Source organism: Bartonella elizabethae F9251 = ATCC 49927, from assembly GCF_000518165.1.
Classification (GTDB): domain Bacteria; phylum Pseudomonadota; class Alphaproteobacteria; order Rhizobiales; family Rhizobiaceae; genus Bartonella; species Bartonella elizabethae.
Genome location: NZ_JADB01000001.1, coordinates 188,027 through 208,039, shown reverse-complemented (window position 1 = coordinate 208,039; position 20,013 = coordinate 188,027). Strand labels below are relative to the sequence as shown.

General features: G+C 37.0%; 12 protein-coding genes and 1 tRNA gene. 4 read left to right on the top strand and 9 right to left on the bottom strand.

Features of this window, described 5'->3' with window-relative positions:
* Positions 1-1,681 precede the first annotated feature (1,681 nt).
* The 4 genes from T429_RS0101015 to T429_RS0101000 form a co-directional block, all read right to left on the bottom strand.
* Positions 1,682-2,185, bottom strand: coding sequence for a DUF6622 family protein (locus T429_RS0101015; RefSeq protein WP_026500817.1), 504 nt, complete (start codon positions 2,183-2,185; stop codon positions 1,682-1,684).
* 17 nt (positions 2,186-2,202) lie between these two features.
* Entirely contained in the window at positions 2,203-2,598 is a 396-nt protein-coding gene (locus T429_RS0101010; RefSeq protein ID WP_005774008.1) for a hypothetical protein, read from the bottom strand.
* A gap of 326 nt (positions 2,599-2,924) precedes the next feature.
* Positions 2,925-3,001: transfer RNA gene (locus T429_RS0101005), tRNA-His, on the bottom strand.
* 152 nt (positions 3,002-3,153) lie between these two features.
* A complete protein-coding gene (locus T429_RS0101000) occupies positions 3,154-4,236 on the bottom strand; it encodes a quinone-dependent dihydroorotate dehydrogenase (protein WP_005774009.1) in 1,083 nt (360 codons plus the stop codon).
* A 1,164-nt stretch (positions 4,237-5,400) separates the two neighbouring features.
* Between T429_RS0101000 and mscL the strand changes: the two genes are divergently transcribed.
* Entirely contained in the window at positions 5,401-5,811 is a 411-nt protein-coding gene (mscL, locus tag T429_RS0100990) for a large conductance mechanosensitive channel protein MscL (protein WP_005774010.1), read from the top strand.
* A 19-nt stretch (positions 5,812-5,830) separates the two neighbouring features.
* On the opposite strand, the gene T429_RS0100985 is transcribed toward mscL, so the two are convergent.
* Positions 5,831-7,531, bottom strand: a complete 1,701-nt coding sequence (locus T429_RS0100985) for a PAS domain-containing sensor histidine kinase (protein WP_005774011.1) — start codon at positions 7,529-7,531, stop codon at positions 5,831-5,833.
* A 1,111-nt stretch (positions 7,532-8,642) separates the two neighbouring features.
* Positions 8,643-11,219, bottom strand: coding sequence for a DNA translocase FtsK (locus T429_RS0100975; protein ID WP_005774013.1), 2,577 nt, complete (start codon positions 11,217-11,219; stop codon positions 8,643-8,645).
* Positions 11,220-11,684: 465 nt separating this feature from the next.
* On the opposite strand from T429_RS0100975, the gene T429_RS0100970 reads away from it, so the two are divergent.
* From T429_RS0100970 to rpoH, 3 genes are all read left to right on the top strand, one after another.
* The gene (locus T429_RS0100970; RefSeq protein WP_005774014.1) at positions 11,685-13,115 is read left to right on the top strand and encodes an aldehyde dehydrogenase family protein; all 1,431 of its coding nucleotides are present in this window, start codon (positions 11,685-11,687) and stop codon (positions 13,113-13,115) included.
* 30 nt (positions 13,116-13,145) lie between these two features.
* Positions 13,146-14,150 carry an RluA family pseudouridine synthase gene (locus tag T429_RS0100965; RefSeq protein ID WP_005774015.1) on the top strand — a complete coding sequence of 335 codons (1,005 nt, stop codon included), beginning with the start codon at positions 13,146-13,148 and terminating at the stop codon, positions 14,148-14,150.
* Positions 14,151-14,298: 148 nt separating this feature from the next.
* Complete coding sequence (gene rpoH, locus T429_RS0100960) at positions 14,299-15,183, top strand: RNA polymerase sigma factor RpoH (RefSeq protein ID WP_005774016.1); 885 nt, start codon at positions 14,299-14,301, stop codon at positions 15,181-15,183.
* A 196-nt stretch (positions 15,184-15,379) separates the two neighbouring features.
* Here rpoH and T429_RS0100955 read toward each other — a convergent pair whose 3' ends face one another.
* From T429_RS0100955 to T429_RS0100945, 3 genes are all read right to left on the bottom strand, one after another.
* Entirely contained in the window at positions 15,380-16,801 is a 1,422-nt protein-coding gene (locus T429_RS0100955; protein WP_005774017.1) for a hypothetical protein, read from the bottom strand.
* 239 nt (positions 16,802-17,040) lie between these two features.
* Positions 17,041-18,330 carry an adenylosuccinate synthase gene (locus T429_RS0100950; protein ID WP_005774018.1) on the bottom strand — a complete coding sequence of 430 codons (1,290 nt, stop codon included), beginning with the start codon at positions 18,328-18,330 and terminating at the stop codon, positions 17,041-17,043.
* A 381-nt stretch (positions 18,331-18,711) separates the two neighbouring features.
* The gene (locus T429_RS0100945) at positions 18,712-19,875 is read right to left on the bottom strand and encodes a phosphoserine transaminase (RefSeq protein WP_005774019.1); all 1,164 of its coding nucleotides are present in this window, start codon (positions 19,873-19,875) and stop codon (positions 18,712-18,714) included.
* Positions 19,876-20,013 lie beyond the last annotated feature (138 nt).

Genomic DNA, 20,013 nt, shown 5'->3' with positions numbered 1-20,013 from the left:
CCTTTACGTTGCATTGGGCGATGATCTCAACGCCTATATCAAGGATGGAGAAAGCTTATAGCGTACGAAGCGCAATTCTTAACCAAAAACTCCGCCCTAACAATGGCACACTTATACTCCAGTTAATCCATCACCCGCTATTATACGCATCTTTGTGCTTCTCTGTTACGCTTAGTATAAAATGTTTACGAATATTTCTTTTGTACGTCGCAATTTCTTTTATCCTATTTATTTCTGTATTCTCTGCAATTTACTTTCATGCAAAGTATCGTATAAGCTGTTCTCTTTATTTTTTTAAGTTTCTTATGCTTGTTTTATTTTTTTTCGCTTACGCAAGTCAGTTTGATCAATCCGCATTACCACATTTTGATCATTTTGCTTTTTTCGCCTTGCTTTGCAAGAGCAATAATTTCGCGCTCTAAATTGGCGTGCTGTTTTGCATAATTAAAGACGGCGATTTTCTATTTCTTCTGGTGCTCTATTATGACACTTACAAATATTATCAGCAAGCTTATCAATTGGCACTAGTCCATCCAAAATATGTATATCTTTTGGCATTGTCATATTTCTGACAAATCGAAGGGCTGAATCTCCAATTTGACGATATATCACCACAGGTAAATTTAAAATTGCTTCACATGCGGCATAGCTAAACACAACCTAGAAAAAAACTCTAATAATGACGGTGTCTGCCGACTATATAAGCTTGTTGTTACTACAAGCCTGCTGCACGCCTAAACTTACGGGTTCGCATCTTATATCTCATCATAAGGTGCACTTGCACACTCAAAAGCAGAAACTCTCTATTCCATTGAAAATAAATCTTAAAAATATCTTTTTAGACAAGATCTCTACTCATTAAGACGCTTCGGCTTTTTTGAACAAAAAAAAAAAATACAAGAGAAAAGTCTTTACTCTGTTATCGCTTAAACCGACCCCAAAAAACCAATAATCGCAGTTTTTTTTAAGAAGAAAGCAAGAAAAATGAAAATAGTTGTACAAAGGAAAATGGTACTGCACGCGATACATCGCATGCTAACGTTCTCTTAAAAAACACACAGATAATTACAACCAGCTTCAAAAAACAGCCTTACCAATGAAGTACTCGCTAGAGGGTTGCGTGCACAATGCAATAATGACACACTGACTCCCGCAAGCGTACTTTACATATTGTACGCGTAGCCTATATGGAGTCTGCCGCTCCTAAATACTCAAACGTAATGCTACTGGGTCGTACAAACCTTAAACACCGGTTTCTACCATATCATAATGCTTGACAAAAGCTTCATGCCATCATAGCAACCGCTTTGCGTATGGGTTCCACAACATAGTTCTACAAATTGTTGACGCATTACCAAACTAAGAGTTTTCTTGCCCACCTACGCCAATGAAACCATCACTATTCTCTTTTTGAATCGTAAAACAAATTAATTTACCATGAGCGATAAACCGTCTGCTCAAAGTCCAGCTAGCTTAAACGCGTAGCATTCTAAGTCTTTAGGCTCTCTCTGCCCCCAAGAGGGCATAGTCAGATATTATTCACTTCCGTCACGTATTCACGCGCTGGAACAAGAATCTGAAACGATGAGCAACGCTGCATTTATATACAGCGTTGTTGTTAGGTATAAGCTTCTATTGAGATAGTTCTGATAGAAAGCCCCCACAGTTAATGGTATAGGGATTAATTTGGATTCTTTCGAAATGCTCTATATAAATTTAATGTGCCTCCCCAAAACACACCATCAGTGAACCCATTTAAAAGACCAAAAAGAAGATTAAAATCAAATGCATGTTTCAAATCAGGTTTAACACTGAGAAAAACAATCAATGTGAATTTGATGACAAAAGCGATAAGAATAAATATCAGCGTCAACGGCGTACCAGGCCGAATAATTAAATCCGTTCCCTCTTTGATTTTTAAACGCGGAGTGGCACGCCAGAGCAACCAACCAACGCCAATGCCGATCATCAGCCCCGCCAACATTGAGATTGCTCCCCAAAGCGGGAACGCCAGCTTGTTAATCACATCGCTTCCGCCCAAAAAAAGAAAGATTAACGGCAATAGAAAAAGGCGGATAACACCCATTTCCCTATCTTTCAATGCGTTTATTCCCAACGCAATGAGAAAAATAAGCAACCCCCAGACCCATAAAGGGGTTCCGGTCAGAATATTAAACAATGACATATTATGCTCCATGATGTTTATGCTCCATGATGTTTGACGCGATAAAAATATTGCATGATGTTAGGAAGATATTTAGAAAAAAGAATACCAGCACAAATTAAACTCATAGTGCCCCACCAAAGCTGGGGGGACCATGTAAAAAAAGCCCCTAGAAGACTATTGGCAAAAAAGATGATTACCCAAATCCATGTAATATATTTATTGATGAGATAAAATAGGATATGTTTGCGTTTTTCTTCAGAAACACCAACACTGGCATAAAAAATGGTAAAGGGTTTCTTTATCAAAAAGCTCATCAATGAAACCAGAGCAAGTGACAGATAGCAAAAAACTGTGGGGTAGCTCAGTAAAAGTGTAGACCATCTAGCGAAATAATTAACAAACAGGACAATAACTGTCAGAATGTTAGTCATTATCATGAGTTCCCCCCGTCGGACAATTTTAATATTCACAGCAATAATGGACAATAAAATCACAGTCAAGATGAGAGAGCGTTCGACCAGACTTAAAACGTTTTCATTGATAACCTAGGAGTAAATACTCCACGGAATAAAAGAGATTATTATGTTAAACATGGTGCTTCCTCCTTGCAATAATGCACTACCGCCGCCTCAAGTTTTCCGGCTTCAATCTCATGGAGGATAATAGGAAGTCGCATGATAGCATATTTGCAGGCTCCCATATGCGCGAGGCCAGTGGCACACCCTCTCCCCAATTAGTGCAGAAATGACGTCGCTCTTGGTACGGTTGGTGGGATTTGAACCTACGACCTCTGGTGCCACAAACCAGCGCTCTAACCAACTGAGCTACAACCGCATAAAAAGCAAATCTATCATAATTGTTCACGATTTTGTAAACATTTATTCTTCGCTTATGTGACATAAGGAAGATCAACAAAGTTTGCAAGCCCCTTTAAAAAAATCTCGCAATTTTTTGTGAAGAAAAAATATTTTTTACGAAGGAAATTTTTACAAGGGAAATTTTGCCCAATGCTCAAGACCATGATCACGATAGTCTTTTATGTTATCAACACCATCTTGTTGCATCATCCGTAAAATCTCTTTCAAAATAGTTACGACAAGATTTGGACCTTCATAAACCATTCCACTATATAATTGAATTAAATCTGCACCTGCTTTTACTTTTTCCAAAGCGGTTTTTGCATCCTTTACACCGCCAACGCCGATAATTGCAATCTCCTTCCCTAACTTTTGACGCATTTTTGCAAGCACAATAGTAGAACGCTCAAAAAGTGGACGTCCAGAAAGCCCCCCCTCTTCATTGCTGAAAGGACTATTGGTAAGACCTTGGCGTGAAAGAGTCGTATTGGAAACAATGAGTCCATCAAAATCAGAAAGTTTTATTTCTTCAGCAATATCATCCAACTCTTTCTCTGATAAATCTGGAGCAATTTTTAAAAAAATGGGAATCGAGAATCCACGCTTTTTCTCCTGCTCTTTTCGCGCTTTTGAGATGGCATTCAACAAAAGATGCAAACTATCACGAGCCTGTAAATCGCGTAAACCTGGTGTATTAGGAGAAGAAATATTAACCGTAAAATAATCCGCAACATCATAAAAATGAGCAATGCCAACAGTATAATCGTCAATCTTATTAACCGTATCCTTATTGGCTCCAATGTTGACTCCTACAACACCATTTTTTTTACATGCCCGCAGTCTGTTGTAAATAACTTGATGCCCGTCATTATTAAAACCCATTCTATTAATAATTGCTTCATCTTCTTTTAAACGAAAAAGCCGTGGTTTAGGATTTCCAACCTGAGGCTTTGGTGTCACTGTTCCAATTTCAGTAAAACCAAATCCTAAACGAAAAATTTCATCAACAACCTCTGCATTTTTATCAAACCCCGCTGCTAGACCAATAAAATTTTTAAACTCAAGCCCTGCAATATTTATACACAATCGCTTATCAACAACCTTTTGACAACCGTTTAATCCACTTTTTAATCCCACAATCGCTAAACGGTGTGCATGCTCTGGATCCAACATAAATAAAGCAGAACGGCCAATACAACGAAAAAAACTCATCAATCCTTCTCCACAACATAAAAATGATCCATCACATCTCACATACATCTTTTAACACAAAAGATCGCCAAGAGAGCATATTACCCAAATAATATTTCCCTTCTAGAAGAAAATTCATTAATCTATCATCATTCTCGTGGATGCTTATAATTCCTGAATAGAAAAAATTATTCTTAAAAAAAAATATTTCTCTTTTTTACAAGTGTTCAGATATTTAAGCATGTATGTAAATCCTAAATCTTATCAAATGCCCGTATGAATTGAGACATCAATGGCTTTTCACCACATCATGTGTCTCTCTTGCAGGCAAGCCAATAATGTCTTTAAAAATGCAAGAAAATTATCTCTATTCCACAGATTCCTTTGTGTTATATTGCGTCCAACAGAAACAAAGCTTGCTCTATAAAGCTGTTTCCTCCTAAACTTATAGAAAACACAGTTCGTAAAATCATCTTACATTCATGCCATTGTTGCGCCATTTGAGCAGTGTGGTATTTAACCGTTTGTACTGTATTAAGAAAGTTTTGAAGAATCTGCGTTATTACCATTGCTGGTGCACAAAATACAATTTTGCATCTATAGGTACTTTGTCTAACATACAGTTTAAGTAATGACAGTTAATCATTAAACGCATACTTATTATACCAGCGGCTCGCAAACTCTATAGTTCTACTATCTATAATCTGATACAATCTTCCAGCCAATGAAAGTGTGGTTCCTTCAGTCAAAATGATGATTACTTTCAACTTATGTAACACAATACAATAGCTCTTAGATAAGCTCTTGCCTATAATTGCGACAACGCTTGTTGAATTAAGAAGAAACATCTGGTCTATAGATTTTATTCCTGCTTCATCGATCTATTTTTTCCATCAGAGCTGGAATATAATTTTTTTACTCTCAATGTTCTTTTTACACCAATATATAATACTTCATTCGCGAAGCTTCCTAAAGCAGAAGCAGTTTTTACCCAAAAAGCTTTTATCTACAAGAGATATGTATATTCAAACAGAATCCATAGAGCTGTTTATTAAGCCTCATAAAGTTCTTGGAAAATAATATTAATGTTGTAGTATAATCCTAAAAATAAAATCTGCCCTTTCCTTTTTCATCAAAAGCGGTAAGTAAATTACCGTATATCGCTTAAATAAAGGGGAAACTGCAATGCTTAAAGAATTCAAAGAATTTGCCCTAAAAGGTAATATGATTGATCTTGCTATTGGTGTGATTATCGGAGGCGCTTTTGGTAGCTTAGTCAACTCAATTGTCAATGATATTTTTATGCCCATCATTGGACTTGTTACAGGTGGAATTGATTTTTCTAATATGTTTATTCAACTTGCTGGCGAAAAACAAGCGACTTTAAGTGCCGCCAAAGCAGCAGGAGCAACCATTAGCTATGGGCACTTTATCACTTTATTGATCAATTTTCTCATTATTGCTTGGGTTCTTTTTTTCTTTGTTAAAGCTATGAATAAAATCCGTAGAAAAGAAGAAGGAGAAAATCCCAAAAAAGCCTCTTCAGAAGAACAACTTCTAACAGAAATTAGAGATCTCTTGGCTAAAAAAAAGTAAATTTATGGGATGATTAACCTCATGGAACACAAGGAAAAAACATTTCCACAGTCGTTCCATGGTTGGGTTTTGAGAACAATAAAAATTCTCCCCCATTTTCTTCCACCATTGCCTTACACATTGGGAGCCCTAAGCCTGTACCCATAAAAGTACTGTCACCAGATCGACCATCTTTTCGCTCTATTTGACCATAAGGTTGTAGGGCCTGTACAATTTCCTCTTCGCTCATTCCTATACCATTATCACTCACTGAAATTTTTACGCGCCCTTTTCTATAAGAAACATGAACAATAATCTGACCACCCAGAGGTGTAAAACGAATGGCGTTGGAAAGAAGATTCCATATAATCTGGCGAAACATTTGTTGTGATACAGGAATAAATGGAACATGCGATGGAGCAACAATGCGCATGATAATGCCATTATGATTGGCTTGATTTTCAAGAAAAGCTATCGTCGCACGTAAACAAGATATCACATCAAATGTTTCAGAAATAAGGGAAGAATCAATCTGATTATTAGAACCAGAGTAATTATTCTTCGAACATTCTAGTAATTGATTAATGAGTGATAATATATGTTTTCCAGAGGAGATAATATCGCGCAAATATCCATGATAACGTTCATTGTCTATCGAACCAAAACGCCCCTCTCTCATAATTTCTGCAAAACCAATAAGAGCATTCAAAGGTGTTCGTATTTCATGAACAACTCCAACGATTTTATTCTCTTCTGCTTTTTTTTCTTCTGATAGAGCTGTTTTTGTCATATCATGCAATATAACAGCATAATTGCCTTGCTGTGCCAAAAATACAATCGTTATAAGAACGGTTCTATTTTTATGACTTTTCGTCATTAAATCAGCTGTTTCATTACACTTTAAAACCTGATTTTTCCTCTTCATACGGATTAATTTAAAATATTTTTCAACCAAAAATCGGCTTTGCAAAGTAAAGAGGGAAGAGAGTGGCTGTCCTCGTAGTTCATTTATTTCATAACCCATTAATGCTAAAGCAGCCTTACTTGCCGATTGAATAAAACCCTGTTCATCTAACCATAAAACACCATCTGTTGCTGTCTCCAACAATGATAAAACTGCAGCGGGTTCTTTTATGAGCACTTGTTCTATCACATTTACTGGCAATGTTTGTGGATGTGATAACTGAATAGCTGTTTCTTCAACAAAATTCTCTTCTTTTACTGATGAATTCAATTCATCTCGTAATTGCTCTGCAATCTCACGAAAAGCTGAGCGTTCTATCTCCGTAAGACGCGGCATTTCCGTCTCCAGCTTTTCGTCTCTTTTTTCTTGAACTCTTTCTTGTATTTTTAAAACACCAAAGCCACGAAACCCCTTAAGTTGCTTTTTAACATCAAAAATTGGTAAAGCCGACAATTCAACATCAAGCCATTGTGAACAACCATCAACAGGCCATTGAACAATCTCTTTACTCCACGGCATAGCTGCTTCAATAAAACGACTGAGAACCTGATATCGATCATCATTAAATTGATGAGCAAGCTCATGAAAACTACATCCTAGAATAGAGGAAGAGAGAGGCCCAACAACTTCAGCTAGCTCTTTTGAAACTTCACAAAATAAACCATTGTGATCGATTTTCCAAGTAAAAGGTCGAGGCAAAAGCTCTGGTGTAAAACAAAAGGCTTCTTGCTTACACTCTAATTCACTTGTACTTAACTCATCTGCTTTTAATGACATAACTAAAACTAAAAAAGTGTTGGATTAACTCTCAAACGAATAATGCTCATTTATTTAAAAAATACCTACTCTCATTAAAATAACTGGATATCTCATTATCAATTATCTGTAGCAAAACTTTGACTGTTTCACCAACAAAACAAGAGTAAAAAGAATCTTCCAATTCACCTATTATTGTAATAAATTTTGTTACAAAGAAAAATGTCCCTCACATAAAATAGTACTCTCAGAAGAATATACTTGCGTATTCATACACTTGTCTTAAAGAGACATCTTGTTCCAAACTTATTTTATTATATCGACATCAGTAAATGTCGTAATGTAAAAGCCCCCATCACGGATATCAAGGGATTATGCTTTACCTTTTTATCCTTCTAAAAGAACTCGCTTGCATTATTATTATACGCGTCTAGTCCATAATATACCCGATGGTTCTTATGTTTGAAAATGTTCATTAAAAGGTATTTTTATTCCTTTTAAATATTTTGTACCCTCCGCCGCTTTTACTATGATGGACAAAAAACAGTTTTGATTGTTTCAATGTAAACAGATTTGAGACGAGAAAATTTTATGATACTTGAAACTTTTATTCAATAGGAATAAAGATAAATTATTATTACAATTCAATATATTATATTATAAAAATCCGAAATTAAAAATTTCTTTTTTCAAATAAAGTTTCCCGTCACAACATCTTATCTTGCGCCAAAACATCAAATGATCATAAATTCAGCGTAGCATTTTAAAGCACCCCAGATCTTTGGGTACTCTTCTTATGATGTTTCCCAGAATACTTCAAAGACCCTTTTTTCATCAAAACCGCTATAGAAAAAAGAACAAAAATCATCTGTTCTCCTATAAAGATTTATTTCATTTCCTTACATTCAAGGCCCTTTAGAAATATTAAAAAAATCTCCGCCCTTTTGTATCAGCCTATTCTTCCCATGAACAGTTAAAAGGTTGCTTTATTATTCTCTACTCAATTTTTTAATAAGTCTCTCAAAAAATAAATAGATGGTCACATCTGACTTGAAAAAATAAAACACATATTTGCTCTTTAAATAATGACTGTCAGATATTTTAAAAATCGCATATTTTTAAATGTGCTCGTTTATTTTCCTTCATTGATTAAAATTTCACGTTTACCAACGTGATTAGCGGCTCCCACAATGCCTTTTTCTTCCATACGCTCAACAAGAGAAGCTGCTTTATTATAGCCGATTGAAAGTCGGCGCTGGATATAAGATGTTGAACATTTTTTATCACGCATAACAATCTTTACAGCTTGGTTATAAAGTCTCTCACTCTCTTCATCAAAATTTTCTTCCTCAGAAACTTCAGCCGTTGAATCAGCAGCAATATCCTCATTGTTTTCGTCTTCATTATCTGTGACCGTTGCTAAATAATCAGGTTTTCCTTGCATTTTAAGATGTGCAACAACCGATTCAACTTCTTCATCAGAGACAAAAGGTCCATGAACGCGCACAATGCGCCCCCCACCTGCCATATGAAGCATATCTCCTTGACCTAAAAGCGTTTCAGCCCCTTGTTCACCTAAAATCGTACGACTATCAATTTTTGATGTGACCTGAAAAGAAATGCGGGTAGGAAAGTTTGCTTTAATTGTCCCCGTAATAACATCAACAGAAGGACGCTGCGTTGCCATAATCAGATGGATACCTGCCGCACGCGCCATTTGCGCTAAACGCTGAATGGCATTCTCAATTTCCTTCCCCGCCACCATCATGAGATCAGCCATCTCATCAACAATCACGACAATATAAGGAAGCTGCGTAAGATCCATAGCTTCTTCATGATAAAGCATTTCCCCTGTTTCTTTATCAAAACCTGACTGTACAGTACACATGATCGTTTCGCCTTTTTGAGCCGCAAGTGCAACGCGTGCATTAAAACCATCAATATTACGCACACCTAATTTCGCCATTTTGCGATAACGCTCTTCCATTTCTCGAACCGCCCATTTTAAAGCGGTGACCGCTTTTTTAGGATCTGTTACAACAGGTGTTAAAAGATGTGGAATGCCATCATAAACAGAAAGCTCTAACATTTTAGGATCAACCATGATCAAACGACACTGCTGGGGCGTCATCCGATAAAGAATCGACAAAATCATTGTATTAATTGCAACAGATTTTCCTGACCCAGTTGTTCCTGCAACCAATAAATGAGGCATTTTTGCTAATTCTGCAATAACAGGTTCCCCATTAATCCCTTTCCCCAAAGCAAGAGCAAGTTTAAATTCACTTTCACGAAAAGAACGCGTTTGGATTAATTCCCGTAAATAAACAGTTTCACGAACCGCATTAGGCAACTCAATCCCAATAACATTGCGTCCAGGAATGACAGCAACGCGTGTGGAAATAGCAGACATAGAACGTGCAATATCATCAGAAAGATTAATAACACGCGATGACTTTACACCCGCAGCGGGCTCAAATTCATACATTGTTACCACGGGTCCCGGATGAACATGGATAACTTCACCCTTAATGCCAAAATCTTCCAAAACACTTTCCAAAAGTCCAGCACCACGTTCTAATGTTTCCTGAGGAATCATCGTCCCTTCATGAAAAACAGGTTTCTGTAATAAACTAATCGGAGGAAATTCATAAACATCACAGTCAATAGATTGAATATTTTTCATAAAAGAAGAATTATGATTGCCTAAGGGTACACGGGTAGATTGTAATGCTTTCATTTTACCGTTTGCTTGCATCACAGACAATTCTTTTGAATTCTTTGTAGCATCCTTTGTTTGACAATCGAAAGTGTTATGGGCGGCAGTATTATGAGTTTCTTCAGTCTCTATGGCATCCCTAGTGTCACTTAGCACTTCAGTATCATTTAACATATGAGCAGAATTTTCAACAGAAAGCTTAGAATGATATTCTGTAGAATCCTTCATAGGATCATTATTCGTATTCATTAAATCAGAAATTTGCTCAACGCCTCTCATCCTTTCCGCTGGAGAGTCTGATGTAATTGAATCATAGAGTTGCGGAAAGCGGTATTCAAGCACACGGTAAAGAGCCGTTATTGACTCATCAAAAACAGAAGGAACATCAGGTATCCTTTCATTTTTCGTATCAATCAGTGTGCCATTCTCTTTTGAAATTTGAGTATCCACAGATTCAAATATCAAAGATCCACACTCAAAAAATGCATCATCAGAAAGATGCAAAGCAGGCTTTATTTTTTGTAGCTCATTTTTCACGTGTAATTCATGCTCTTGTTTATATTCCTCAGGGGGAATATTTGCTGATGGTATGCTAGTCGTTTGCTGTGACAACTGCTTTAAAACCGTTGAATGACAAACTGAGGTTTTATTCTCTATCGATTGGGGATTAATGACTTTTTTTGTCGATGAAACATTTGTTGTTTTCTTTTTAGAATGCACAACATCTGTAATTTTTTTTCGATCTTGCTTCGTAAAAATTTTAAACTGTTTTGCAAAAACTGGATCTGTTTCTATACGACGACGTAAAATCTCAACTTCTGGGGTTCGTGTAAAACGGACATTTTTTCCTAGGGTAAATGCCTTTTTCCACACTTCCGGATAAGGAAATATCTCTGTAATCTTAATAGATAAATCTTCTCTTGATGCATCTTTCGTACCATCATCAGACAAAGAAGACGTAGAAATAGATTTTGTTTTTGAATTATGCATGGGCACCCAACAAATTTATAGCAATGAGAAAAATAACCTTTTCAAAAAGAATTTATAGAAGCTATCATATGAAGGTTAATAACCTTTTGCTAATGGTTACTTTTTAATGAAAAAAAATGATGACCAAATGCATAATATTTTCTTTTAAAGTTTATGACAGAAATTGCTAAGGTTGATAGTGTCTTATCGCACCTATTCCATTTATTTTGAAGAAAACTTCGTGATAAAAAACGTCAAGAAAGTTGTCTATACCTCTCTTCTTCCCCCATTTTATAAAAACGATGTGTCCCCATAATACAAACAGTTATAGAAGCATTGCTCTATTTAACGCTCCATATTTGATGATCATAACACAATCTCATTTCTCGCGTTTTTATAAGATTATCCTTGTTATCTTCGTTTAAAAAGGCTTAGACTAAGATAATCATAATTACATAAACATAAATAGAAAAAAGGGAGTAAATTATGTTTAATAAACGGAAATTTTATATCAATGGTCTATGGGATGATCCAAGTACGCCTCACGATTTTGACGTCATTAATCCATCAACAGAAGAAGCTTGTGCTGTCATTAGCCTTGGAAGCACAAAAGATGCTGATAAAGCAATTAATGCAGCAAAAGAAGCGTTTCCAAAATGGAAAACCACTTCACCAAGCGAACGTCTTGGATTCGTTGAAAAAATTTTAGAGATCTATGAAAAACGTTCCAAAGACATGGCTAAAACCATTTCAATGGAAATGGGTGCACCGATTGATATGGCGTTTAATGCGCAAACCGCAGCCGGTGGTTCCCACATTCGCGATTTTATCGAAGCTTATAAAGAGTTTTCGTTCCAAGAAACTTTAATAAAGGGAAATGAACACGCAATCCTTCACTACGACCCTATCGGCGTCGTAGGATTAATTACGCCATGGAATTGGCCCATGAATCAAGTAACTCTTAAAGTTATCCCAGCTCTCTTGGCGGGCTGTACCATGGTGCTAAAACCCTCTGAAATTGCGCCTCTTTCTGCTATGCTTTTTGCTGAATTTTTAGATGAAGCCGCGCTTCCTGCCGGCGTTTTTAATTTAATCAATGGGGATGGTGCAACTGTTGGTTCTTACCTTTCAGCACATCCAGATCTAGAAATGATCAGCTTTACTGGTTCAACCAGAGCAGGAAAAGATATTTCTAAAAATGCCAGTGCTACTTTAAAAAGAGTCTGTCTGGAACTTGGAGGAAAAGGCGCAAATATCATCTTTGCTGATGCCGACTCAGATGCTATTGAGCGGGGTGTGCGACATTGCTTTTATAATAGTGGACAAAGTTGTAATGCACCGACTCGTATGCTTGTGGAACAGAACATCTATGACAAAGCCATAAAAATAGCCAAAGATATTGCAGAAACCACAAAAGTAGGACCAAACTGTCAAGAAGGTAATCATATTGGACCTGTTGTTTCAAAAAAACAATATGACAAAATTCAAGATCTTATCCAATCGGGCATTGATGAAGGGGCAACTCTTGTTGCAGGGGGAACCGGTTTACCTATAGGGATGGAACGTGGTTATTATGTCCGTCCTACAGTCTTTGCTGATGTAAAACCTCATATGCGTATTTTCAAAGAAGAAATCTTTGGTCCAGTTCTCTCGATTCTTTCCTTTAGGACAGAAGAAGAAGCCATCGCTTTAGCAAATGATACTGAGTATGGTCTTACAAACTATATTCAATCGCAAGATCGCAACAAATGTCGTCGTATTGCGGCACAAGTACGCTCTGGTATGGTAGAAGTTAACGGACATGGATTACCTGATGGGAGCTACTTTGGAGGTGTAAAATTCTCTGGGCGCGCTCGTGAAGGTGGACATTGGGGAATTAAAGAATTTCTCGATAGCAAAGCAATTTCATACTGGTAAAAATCTTATTAAAAACTTAATAGGAATCGTATGGTTATACAGAAAATAACGGATGAAGGTGCTCTTGGACAACGTCTTGATCAGTGGCTTGCAAAACAATATCATACTGTGCTCTCACGTTCGCGTTTGCAAACCCTCATCCGTGAAGGCTGCCTTAAAATTGATGGTCAATTCATAAAGGAACCAAAAACAAAATTAAAATCTAACCAAATAATTGAATTGGCAATGCCTGACCTTCGTGACGCAGAACCTAGCGCTGAAGCCATTGCATTGGACATCCTTTTTGAAGATGATCATGTCATTGTTATTAATAAACCAGCGGGTCTTGTTGTTCATCCTGGCAATGGTAATTGGACTGGTACGTTGGTTAATGCCCTTATTTATCACTGTGGGAATAGTTTATCTGGTATCGGTGGTGTTAAGCGCCCAGGCATTGTCCATCGGCTTGATAAAAATACAAGCGGTGTTATGGTCGTTGCAAAAAATGATCTGGCTCATAAAAGTCTCAGTTCTCAATTTTCTGATCATGGACGAACCTGCGCACTAGATCGACGCTATCACGCTTTGATTTGGGGGACACCTCACCGCAATGTCTGGACAATTGATGCATCACTTAGCCGTTCGCCCCATAACCGAACAAAGCAAGCTGTTGTCCATAACCAAACCCCTCATGCTCGTCATGCCGTTACACATTTTTCACTGCTTGAAAAATATGGTACTCGCGAAGACTCAACCTCTTTTGCTAGTCTTCTGGAATGTCGTCTGGAAACCGGACGTACCCATCAAATCCGTGTTCATATGGCACATATCGGACATCCACTCGTCGGTGATACGGTTTATGGAAATGCTTTTAAAACAAAATCAAACACTCTTAATCCCACTCTGAAAAATGCAATCGACCAATTTAATCGACAAGCACTCCATGCCGCAAGTCTTACTTTTGAACATCCTTCTACCGGTAAAGTTATGTCGTTTTTCGCACCGATGCCTCAAGATATGGCTACACTTATTAAGCACTTTAAAAAAATGAATTGAAACTTTTCTTCGTCTCAAGATTTCACAATAAAATATCTTTTTTTGAACAAAATTGAAAAATATGCTAAAGTGAAGTTACAAGGATAGTTCGCTATCTTAAACGTAGAATTTGCCTTATTAGGGAATTCAGATAAAAGGAGGGTGCTATATGGCCCATATGAATTTGTTATCAGTAATCACAGGTGATGGCGGATTAAACCGTTACTTAGAAGAAGTGCGTCGTTTTCCAATGCTAGAACCAAAAGAAGAGTATATGCTCGCTCAGCGTTATCGTGAGCATAATGATCTAAAAGCTGCACATAGGTTAGTTACCAGTCATTTGCGTCTCGTCGCTAAAATCGCGATGGGATATCGTGGTTATGGCCTCCCCATTGGAGAAGTCATTTCCGAGGGTAATATCGGACTCATGCAAGCTGTTAAGCGTTTTGAGCCAGAGCGTGGTTTTCGTCTTGCAACCTATGCAATATGGTGGATTAAAGCATCAATCCAAGAATATGTATTACGGTCTTGGAGTTTGGTGAAAATGGGGACAACAGCCAATCAAAAGCGCTTGTTTTTCAATCTTCGTAAGTTAAAAAATAAACTTCAAGCATTTGATAGTGGCGATCTTGATACAGAACAAGTAAAGGAAATTGCAACCCAGTTGAATGTCACAGAAGATGAAGTTGTATCAATGAATCGCCGACTTGGTGGTGACACTTCGCTTAACGCACCCCTTCGTACAAAAGAAGGAGAAAACAGCGAATTGCAAGATTGGTTGGTGGATGAATCGAACAACCAGGAACAAATTTTAATTGAAAAAAGTGAATTAGAAAATCGTCGTTCCATGCTTATTAATGCCATGAGCAATCTCAATGAACGGGAAAAGCGTATATTCAAAGCACGTCGTTTAAACGATATACCGTTAACGCTAGAAGAGCTCTCTGGTGAATTTAATATTAGTCGAGAGCGAGTGCGACAGATTGAAATGCGTGCATTTGAAAAAGTACAAAACTCTATCAGAGATTCTGCTTTATCTCAAAGTCAAGTGTAAGACTTTAAAAATTAGCTATAAAGCCAATTGCTTGTACTTTCTTAAATTGGAAATGAGAAAGGCATCTATTGGCTTTATCTTTATCAATGAACCTCTTAAACTCTTTGAGTTATTAATATGTGTACCTTATTGAGTACGTTTAGATATAACGGATAAAAAACAGATGGTAAGAAATAACCTTTTATCTTATTTGTATCTATGTTTTATTTTTTTGATCAAGAACTATTAACTTATCTTGTTGTGCAAGCCATTGTCCAATAACTTCATTAAAAATAGATTCACCTGTCGGACCTTTTGCAAAGGTTAATTCATTTATACGTCCATTTTTATCCGTTAATACCAAACGCATCCAATTTAATTTTCGCATCAATTGTAAATTTCCGTCTATAAATGGATGATTCCTACTCAATGCAACAAGAAAAAAATCATCCTTAATCTTTGCAGAAATAGCCCTTGTTAACCCCTGCCCAATGGATTGTTCACTTGCTTTAAAGGTTAATGCTTGAACATTGCTTATAGCTTTGCCTGAAAATTTATCAGAAAGAATAAAAATAAGATCCATCATATATGCAGCAGGAAATGACCGATCGGTATTACGACGTAAAATTAACCGTAATGATAGCCCTTCATCGGGAATTGTTATATCACCTTGTATAGCCATTTCTTCTGGAGCCCCCTTTACATGCGATTCCCTTATAAGCGTCCAGCGAGCGCTTCCCGTTGCTACCTTTTCTGCATCATAATCTGTCCGTGCCTGATAAAAAACAGCCTCGCCTGATTTTGAAAGTGATTGCAAATTGCTGGCAACAACTGTTGAGATTCCTTCTGTATCGAAAGAATCTGCCGCTTGTTTTAAACCAACATCAATTTCACTCCCATCCTCTAATAAGCGTTGTGTTAACTTTCTCTTAACCGAAAGTTTCTTTGGTAACCCGTGAGAAGCTTCAAGGTTTTCTCCTAAAAATTGATGATCATTTGATACAAATACACGCTCCCCAATAAAAAAAAGACCAACTGTTAAAACAACAAAGCTCACAACAGAAATAACACTTATCACAATACGCCTTTGCACCAATGATTTATTAGCACGACGTAAAGCTTGAGAAAAAATATGTGAAACAATATGCGGATTATCTTCTTGTGAAGGAGAAACCTTTAACGCATAGCGATTAACATGCTCAGACGATACATAAGCCTCCATATTAACAGGTTCTGCCTCTGGCATATCCGATACACAAGAATCATCAAAGACCTTGTTATCCTTTAAACATGTAACAAAATTCTGCTTGCTTTTTATATTTATCCCTGAAAATTCATTATTCTTTGGTAGTATGATCTCTTTTGTGTACTTTTTATCTTCATTTATATTCATGGGATTCCACCCAATAACTGAAGAAAGCAACTTCTTTTCAACTGCTAAATATTCTTCTTCAACCGTTGTAATAGCGCTTTGAAGAATGTCTCTTTGCTTATCTGCTATTGCTTGCGGTATTTTTGCTGTTAAAAATTGATTTTCTAATGTTTCGATAGCCCGTTTATAAATCCGCTTACGCACTTGTGGTGTAACATTATTTTGCGCATTAATCGCCTTTTTTAAGATTCCAACGAAATCTACCATTTCCTCTATAATCTCTCTTAAACTGAGAAAAGAAACCCCAGCCCTAAAGCCAAAAAATTTTTTAGCCTCATAAATTAATTGTCATTTATATTGGTGCAACTATCGTGATAGTGTAAAATGAATATAAAAAATAAACAATGTTATTTTACACCTTCCTCTCTCACGCGCTCTTAAAAACGCTCTTTGTTAAGAGCCACAAAAATGAACAAAGAATCTATATGGAAACCTAAAAACAATCATCAATTTGCAAAGGGATCTGTAATAAGAATAGTATCTTCACGTTCTGGACTTGTGGATAATAAAGCTACTTTTGCATTAATCAGTTCTTCGATATAGCGTATATATTTAACAGCCTGCACTGGTAAATCTTCCCACCTCAATGTATGAGCTGTTTTTTCCTTCCAACCTTCTAATGTTTCATAAATAGGCTTTACACGGGCTTGAGCCCCCATGGAAGAAGGTAAATAATCAATCTTTCTACCATCAAGCTCATAACCAATACAAATTTTTATTTCATCTAAACCATCCAGAACATCAAGTTTTGTCAATGCTACACCTTGAACACCACAAATTGTGACCATCTGACGAACTAGAACTGCATCAAACCAACCACATCGACGCTTTCTACCGGTTACGACACCAAATTCATGCCCACGTGTCCCAAGAAATTCACCAATATCATTTATCTGCTCTGTCGGAAACGGCCCTTCTCCAACACGTGTAGTATAAGCTTTTGCAATACCCAAAACATAATGAATGACTCCAGGTCCCATCCCAGATCCTGTACATGCCTGTCCCGCAACTGTATTTGATGATGTTACATAAGGATAAGTTCCAAAATCGTTATCGAGTAAAGCCCCTTGCGCGCCTTCAAAAAGAATGTGTTTCCCCTCCCGATAACCTTGATCTAAAAGATGCCACGTACAATCCATAAAAGGCAGAATTTTATCTGCAACTTGCATCAATTCATCATAAAGCGCTTGAGAATCAATCTCTGCAACACCCATCCCACGACGCAAAGCATTATGATGCCTCAAAAGCCGCTCAATCTTAGCCATAAGCGTATCTTTTTCTGCCAAATCCATCACTCGGATAGCACGACGCCCCACTTTATCTTCATAAGCCGGTCCAATACCACGCTTTGTTGTTCCAATCTTTAAACCTGATAAACCGCTTTCTCGAATTGCATCAAGATCACGATGCAAAGAAAGAATTAAGGGAGCATTTTCAGCAATCCGTAAAATTTCTGGGGTAATTTTTACACCCTGATCAGTTAATTTTTTTAATTCTGCAACAAAATGATGAGGATCAACAACAACACCATTACCAATGATTGATAACTTCCCACGAACTAAACCAGACGGTAAAAGTGATAATTTATAACTCACTCCATCAATAACCAATGTGTGGCCAGCATTATGCCCCCCCTGATATCTTACCACGATATCTGCGCGCTCAGACAACCAATCTACAATTTTACCTTTGCCTTCATCACCCCATTGTGTACCGACAACAACTACATTGGCCATAACTTTCTCCGTCGTGTTTGGTCAAAAAAACCAGCATCCAAAAACAAATACTTGCTTATAGCGAAACCTTAGAGCAAGTGCGACTCCTCATTTCAGATTTTTCTCAATCTTCAAGGAATTAAATTTTTTTATTTATGATAATAAAGATAAACAAATACCCCAATATTCTAAATCTGTCATTTTTGCTCCCAAAAGTGAAAAATTAGAAATTTCAATTTATGCTTTCCCCTCTGACAAAACATTCATTTTCCCTCTTAATCTTTTACAATTCATGTCAATTATTTAGAAGTTGTTTGTCTAATATAAGGATACGAAAGATCATCATGATCTTTCGTATCCTTTTTCTGTTTAAAAATCTGTTGTGAAAATCACCTGCATTATTTAAAGGTGTGCCTTTTCAACTTGGAATGCCCATTCAAGCCATTGTGTTAAAATTTCAAGATCGGAAGCTTCAATTGTTATACCCGTCCAAATTCGAAGCCCAGGAGGAGCATCACGATAGGAACTGATATCATAAGCAACATCTTCTTCAGCAAGACGATTTACAACCGCTTTTATAAAAGATATTCGTTTTTCAGTTTCTAAAGCAGTGATCACTGGATCCACAATATCTAAACAAATAGATGTGTTAGAACGCACTTCAGGATCTTTTGCCAGATATTCTAACCATGGCGTTTTACGAACAAAAGCATCAAGTACAGAAAAATTTTTTTCAACCCTTGCTCTTAATGCCGCTGCGCCTCCTAGAGATTTTGCCCACTTCAACCCATCAAGAAAATCCTCAACACAAAGCATAGAAGGCGTATTGATTATTTTTCCTTTAAAAATATCTTCGTTCAGTTTTCCATTTTTTGTCATACAGAAAAGTTGAGGCATAGGCCAAGCGGGAACATGATTTTCAAGCCTCTCAACAGCACGAGGACTTAAAATCACCATACCATGTGCTGCTTCACCTCCCAAAACTTTTTGCCACGAAAAGGTAACAACATCTAATTTTGAAAAATCAAGATATTGTGCAAAAGCAGCTGATGTTGCATCACAAATGGTCAATCCTGCCCGCTTGTCCGGAATAAAATCTGCATTCGGAATACGCACACCAGAAGTTGTGCCATTCCATGTAAAAACAACATCACGATCAAAATCAAGTTGCGTTAAGTCTGGTATTTCACCATAAGGGGCTTCAAAACGACGCACATCAGAAAGCTTTAATTGCTCAACAACATCTTTATTCCACCCAAATCCAAAACTTTCCCACGCCGCCATATCAATGCCACGCTCACCTAATAAAGACCATAGAGACGCTTCAACAGCACCGGTATCTGAACCTGGCATAATTCCTATACGATGATCAGAAGGAACTTCAAGAATCTCACGGGTTAAATTAACAACCTCGGCCAGTTTTAATTCTGCCTCCCTTGATCTATGCGAACGCCCAACTAATGCATTTTTAAGAACATCAAAACTCCAACCAGGTCTTTTGCTACAAGGACCTGAAGAAAAATTAGTATTATTGGGACGATTGCTTGGTTTTTGTAACATTATCATTATTTCTCCCCTTTTAAAATATTTTGCTTCCTTTATAAAGAAAAACAAATTGTTATAAAGACTCATCAAGCGTCTTTTTAGAAAAAAAATCAAAAATGTTTTCTATTATTTCGTAGGCTTAAAATTCACGGAAACTTT

Excerpts from the sequence above, each read along its gene's own strand:
- T429_RS0100985 (WP_005774011.1), bottom strand. The coding sequence starts at position 7,531 with ATGTCATTAAAAGCAGATGAGTTAAGTACAAGTGAATTAGAGTGTAAG.
- rpoH (WP_005774016.1), top strand. The coding sequence starts at position 14,299 with ATGGCCCATATGAATTTGTTATCAGTAATCACAGGTGATGGCGGATTA.
- T429_RS0100945 (WP_005774019.1), bottom strand. The coding sequence starts at position 19,875 with ATGATAATGTTACAAAAACCAAGCAATCGTCCCAATAATACTAATTTT.
- T429_RS0101010 (WP_005774008.1), bottom strand. The coding sequence starts at position 2,598 with ATGACTAACATTCTGACAGTTATTGTCCTGTTTGTTAATTATTTCGCT.
- T429_RS0100975 (WP_005774013.1), bottom strand. The coding sequence starts at position 11,219 with ATGCATAATTCAAAAACAAAATCTATTTCTACGTCTTCTTTGTCTGAT.
- T429_RS0100955 (WP_005774017.1), bottom strand. The coding sequence starts at position 16,801 with ATGGTAGATTTCGTTGGAATCTTAAAAAAGGCGATTAATGCGCAAAAT.
- T429_RS0101015 (WP_026500817.1), bottom strand. The coding sequence starts at position 2,185 with ATGTCATTGTTTAATATTCTGACCGGAACCCCTTTATGGGTCTGGGGG.
- mscL (WP_005774010.1), top strand. The coding sequence starts at position 5,401 with ATGCTTAAAGAATTCAAAGAATTTGCCCTAAAAGGTAATATGATTGAT.
- T429_RS0100970 (WP_005774014.1), top strand. The coding sequence starts at position 11,685 with ATGTTTAATAAACGGAAATTTTATATCAATGGTCTATGGGATGATCCA.
- T429_RS0100950 (WP_005774018.1), bottom strand. The coding sequence starts at position 18,330 with ATGGCCAATGTAGTTGTTGTCGGTACACAATGGGGTGATGAAGGCAAA.
- T429_RS0100965 (WP_005774015.1), top strand. The coding sequence starts at position 13,146 with ATGGTTATACAGAAAATAACGGATGAAGGTGCTCTTGGACAACGTCTT.
- T429_RS0101000 (WP_005774009.1), bottom strand. The coding sequence starts at position 4,236 with ATGAGTTTTTTTCGTTGTATTGGCCGTTCTGCTTTATTTATGTTGGAT.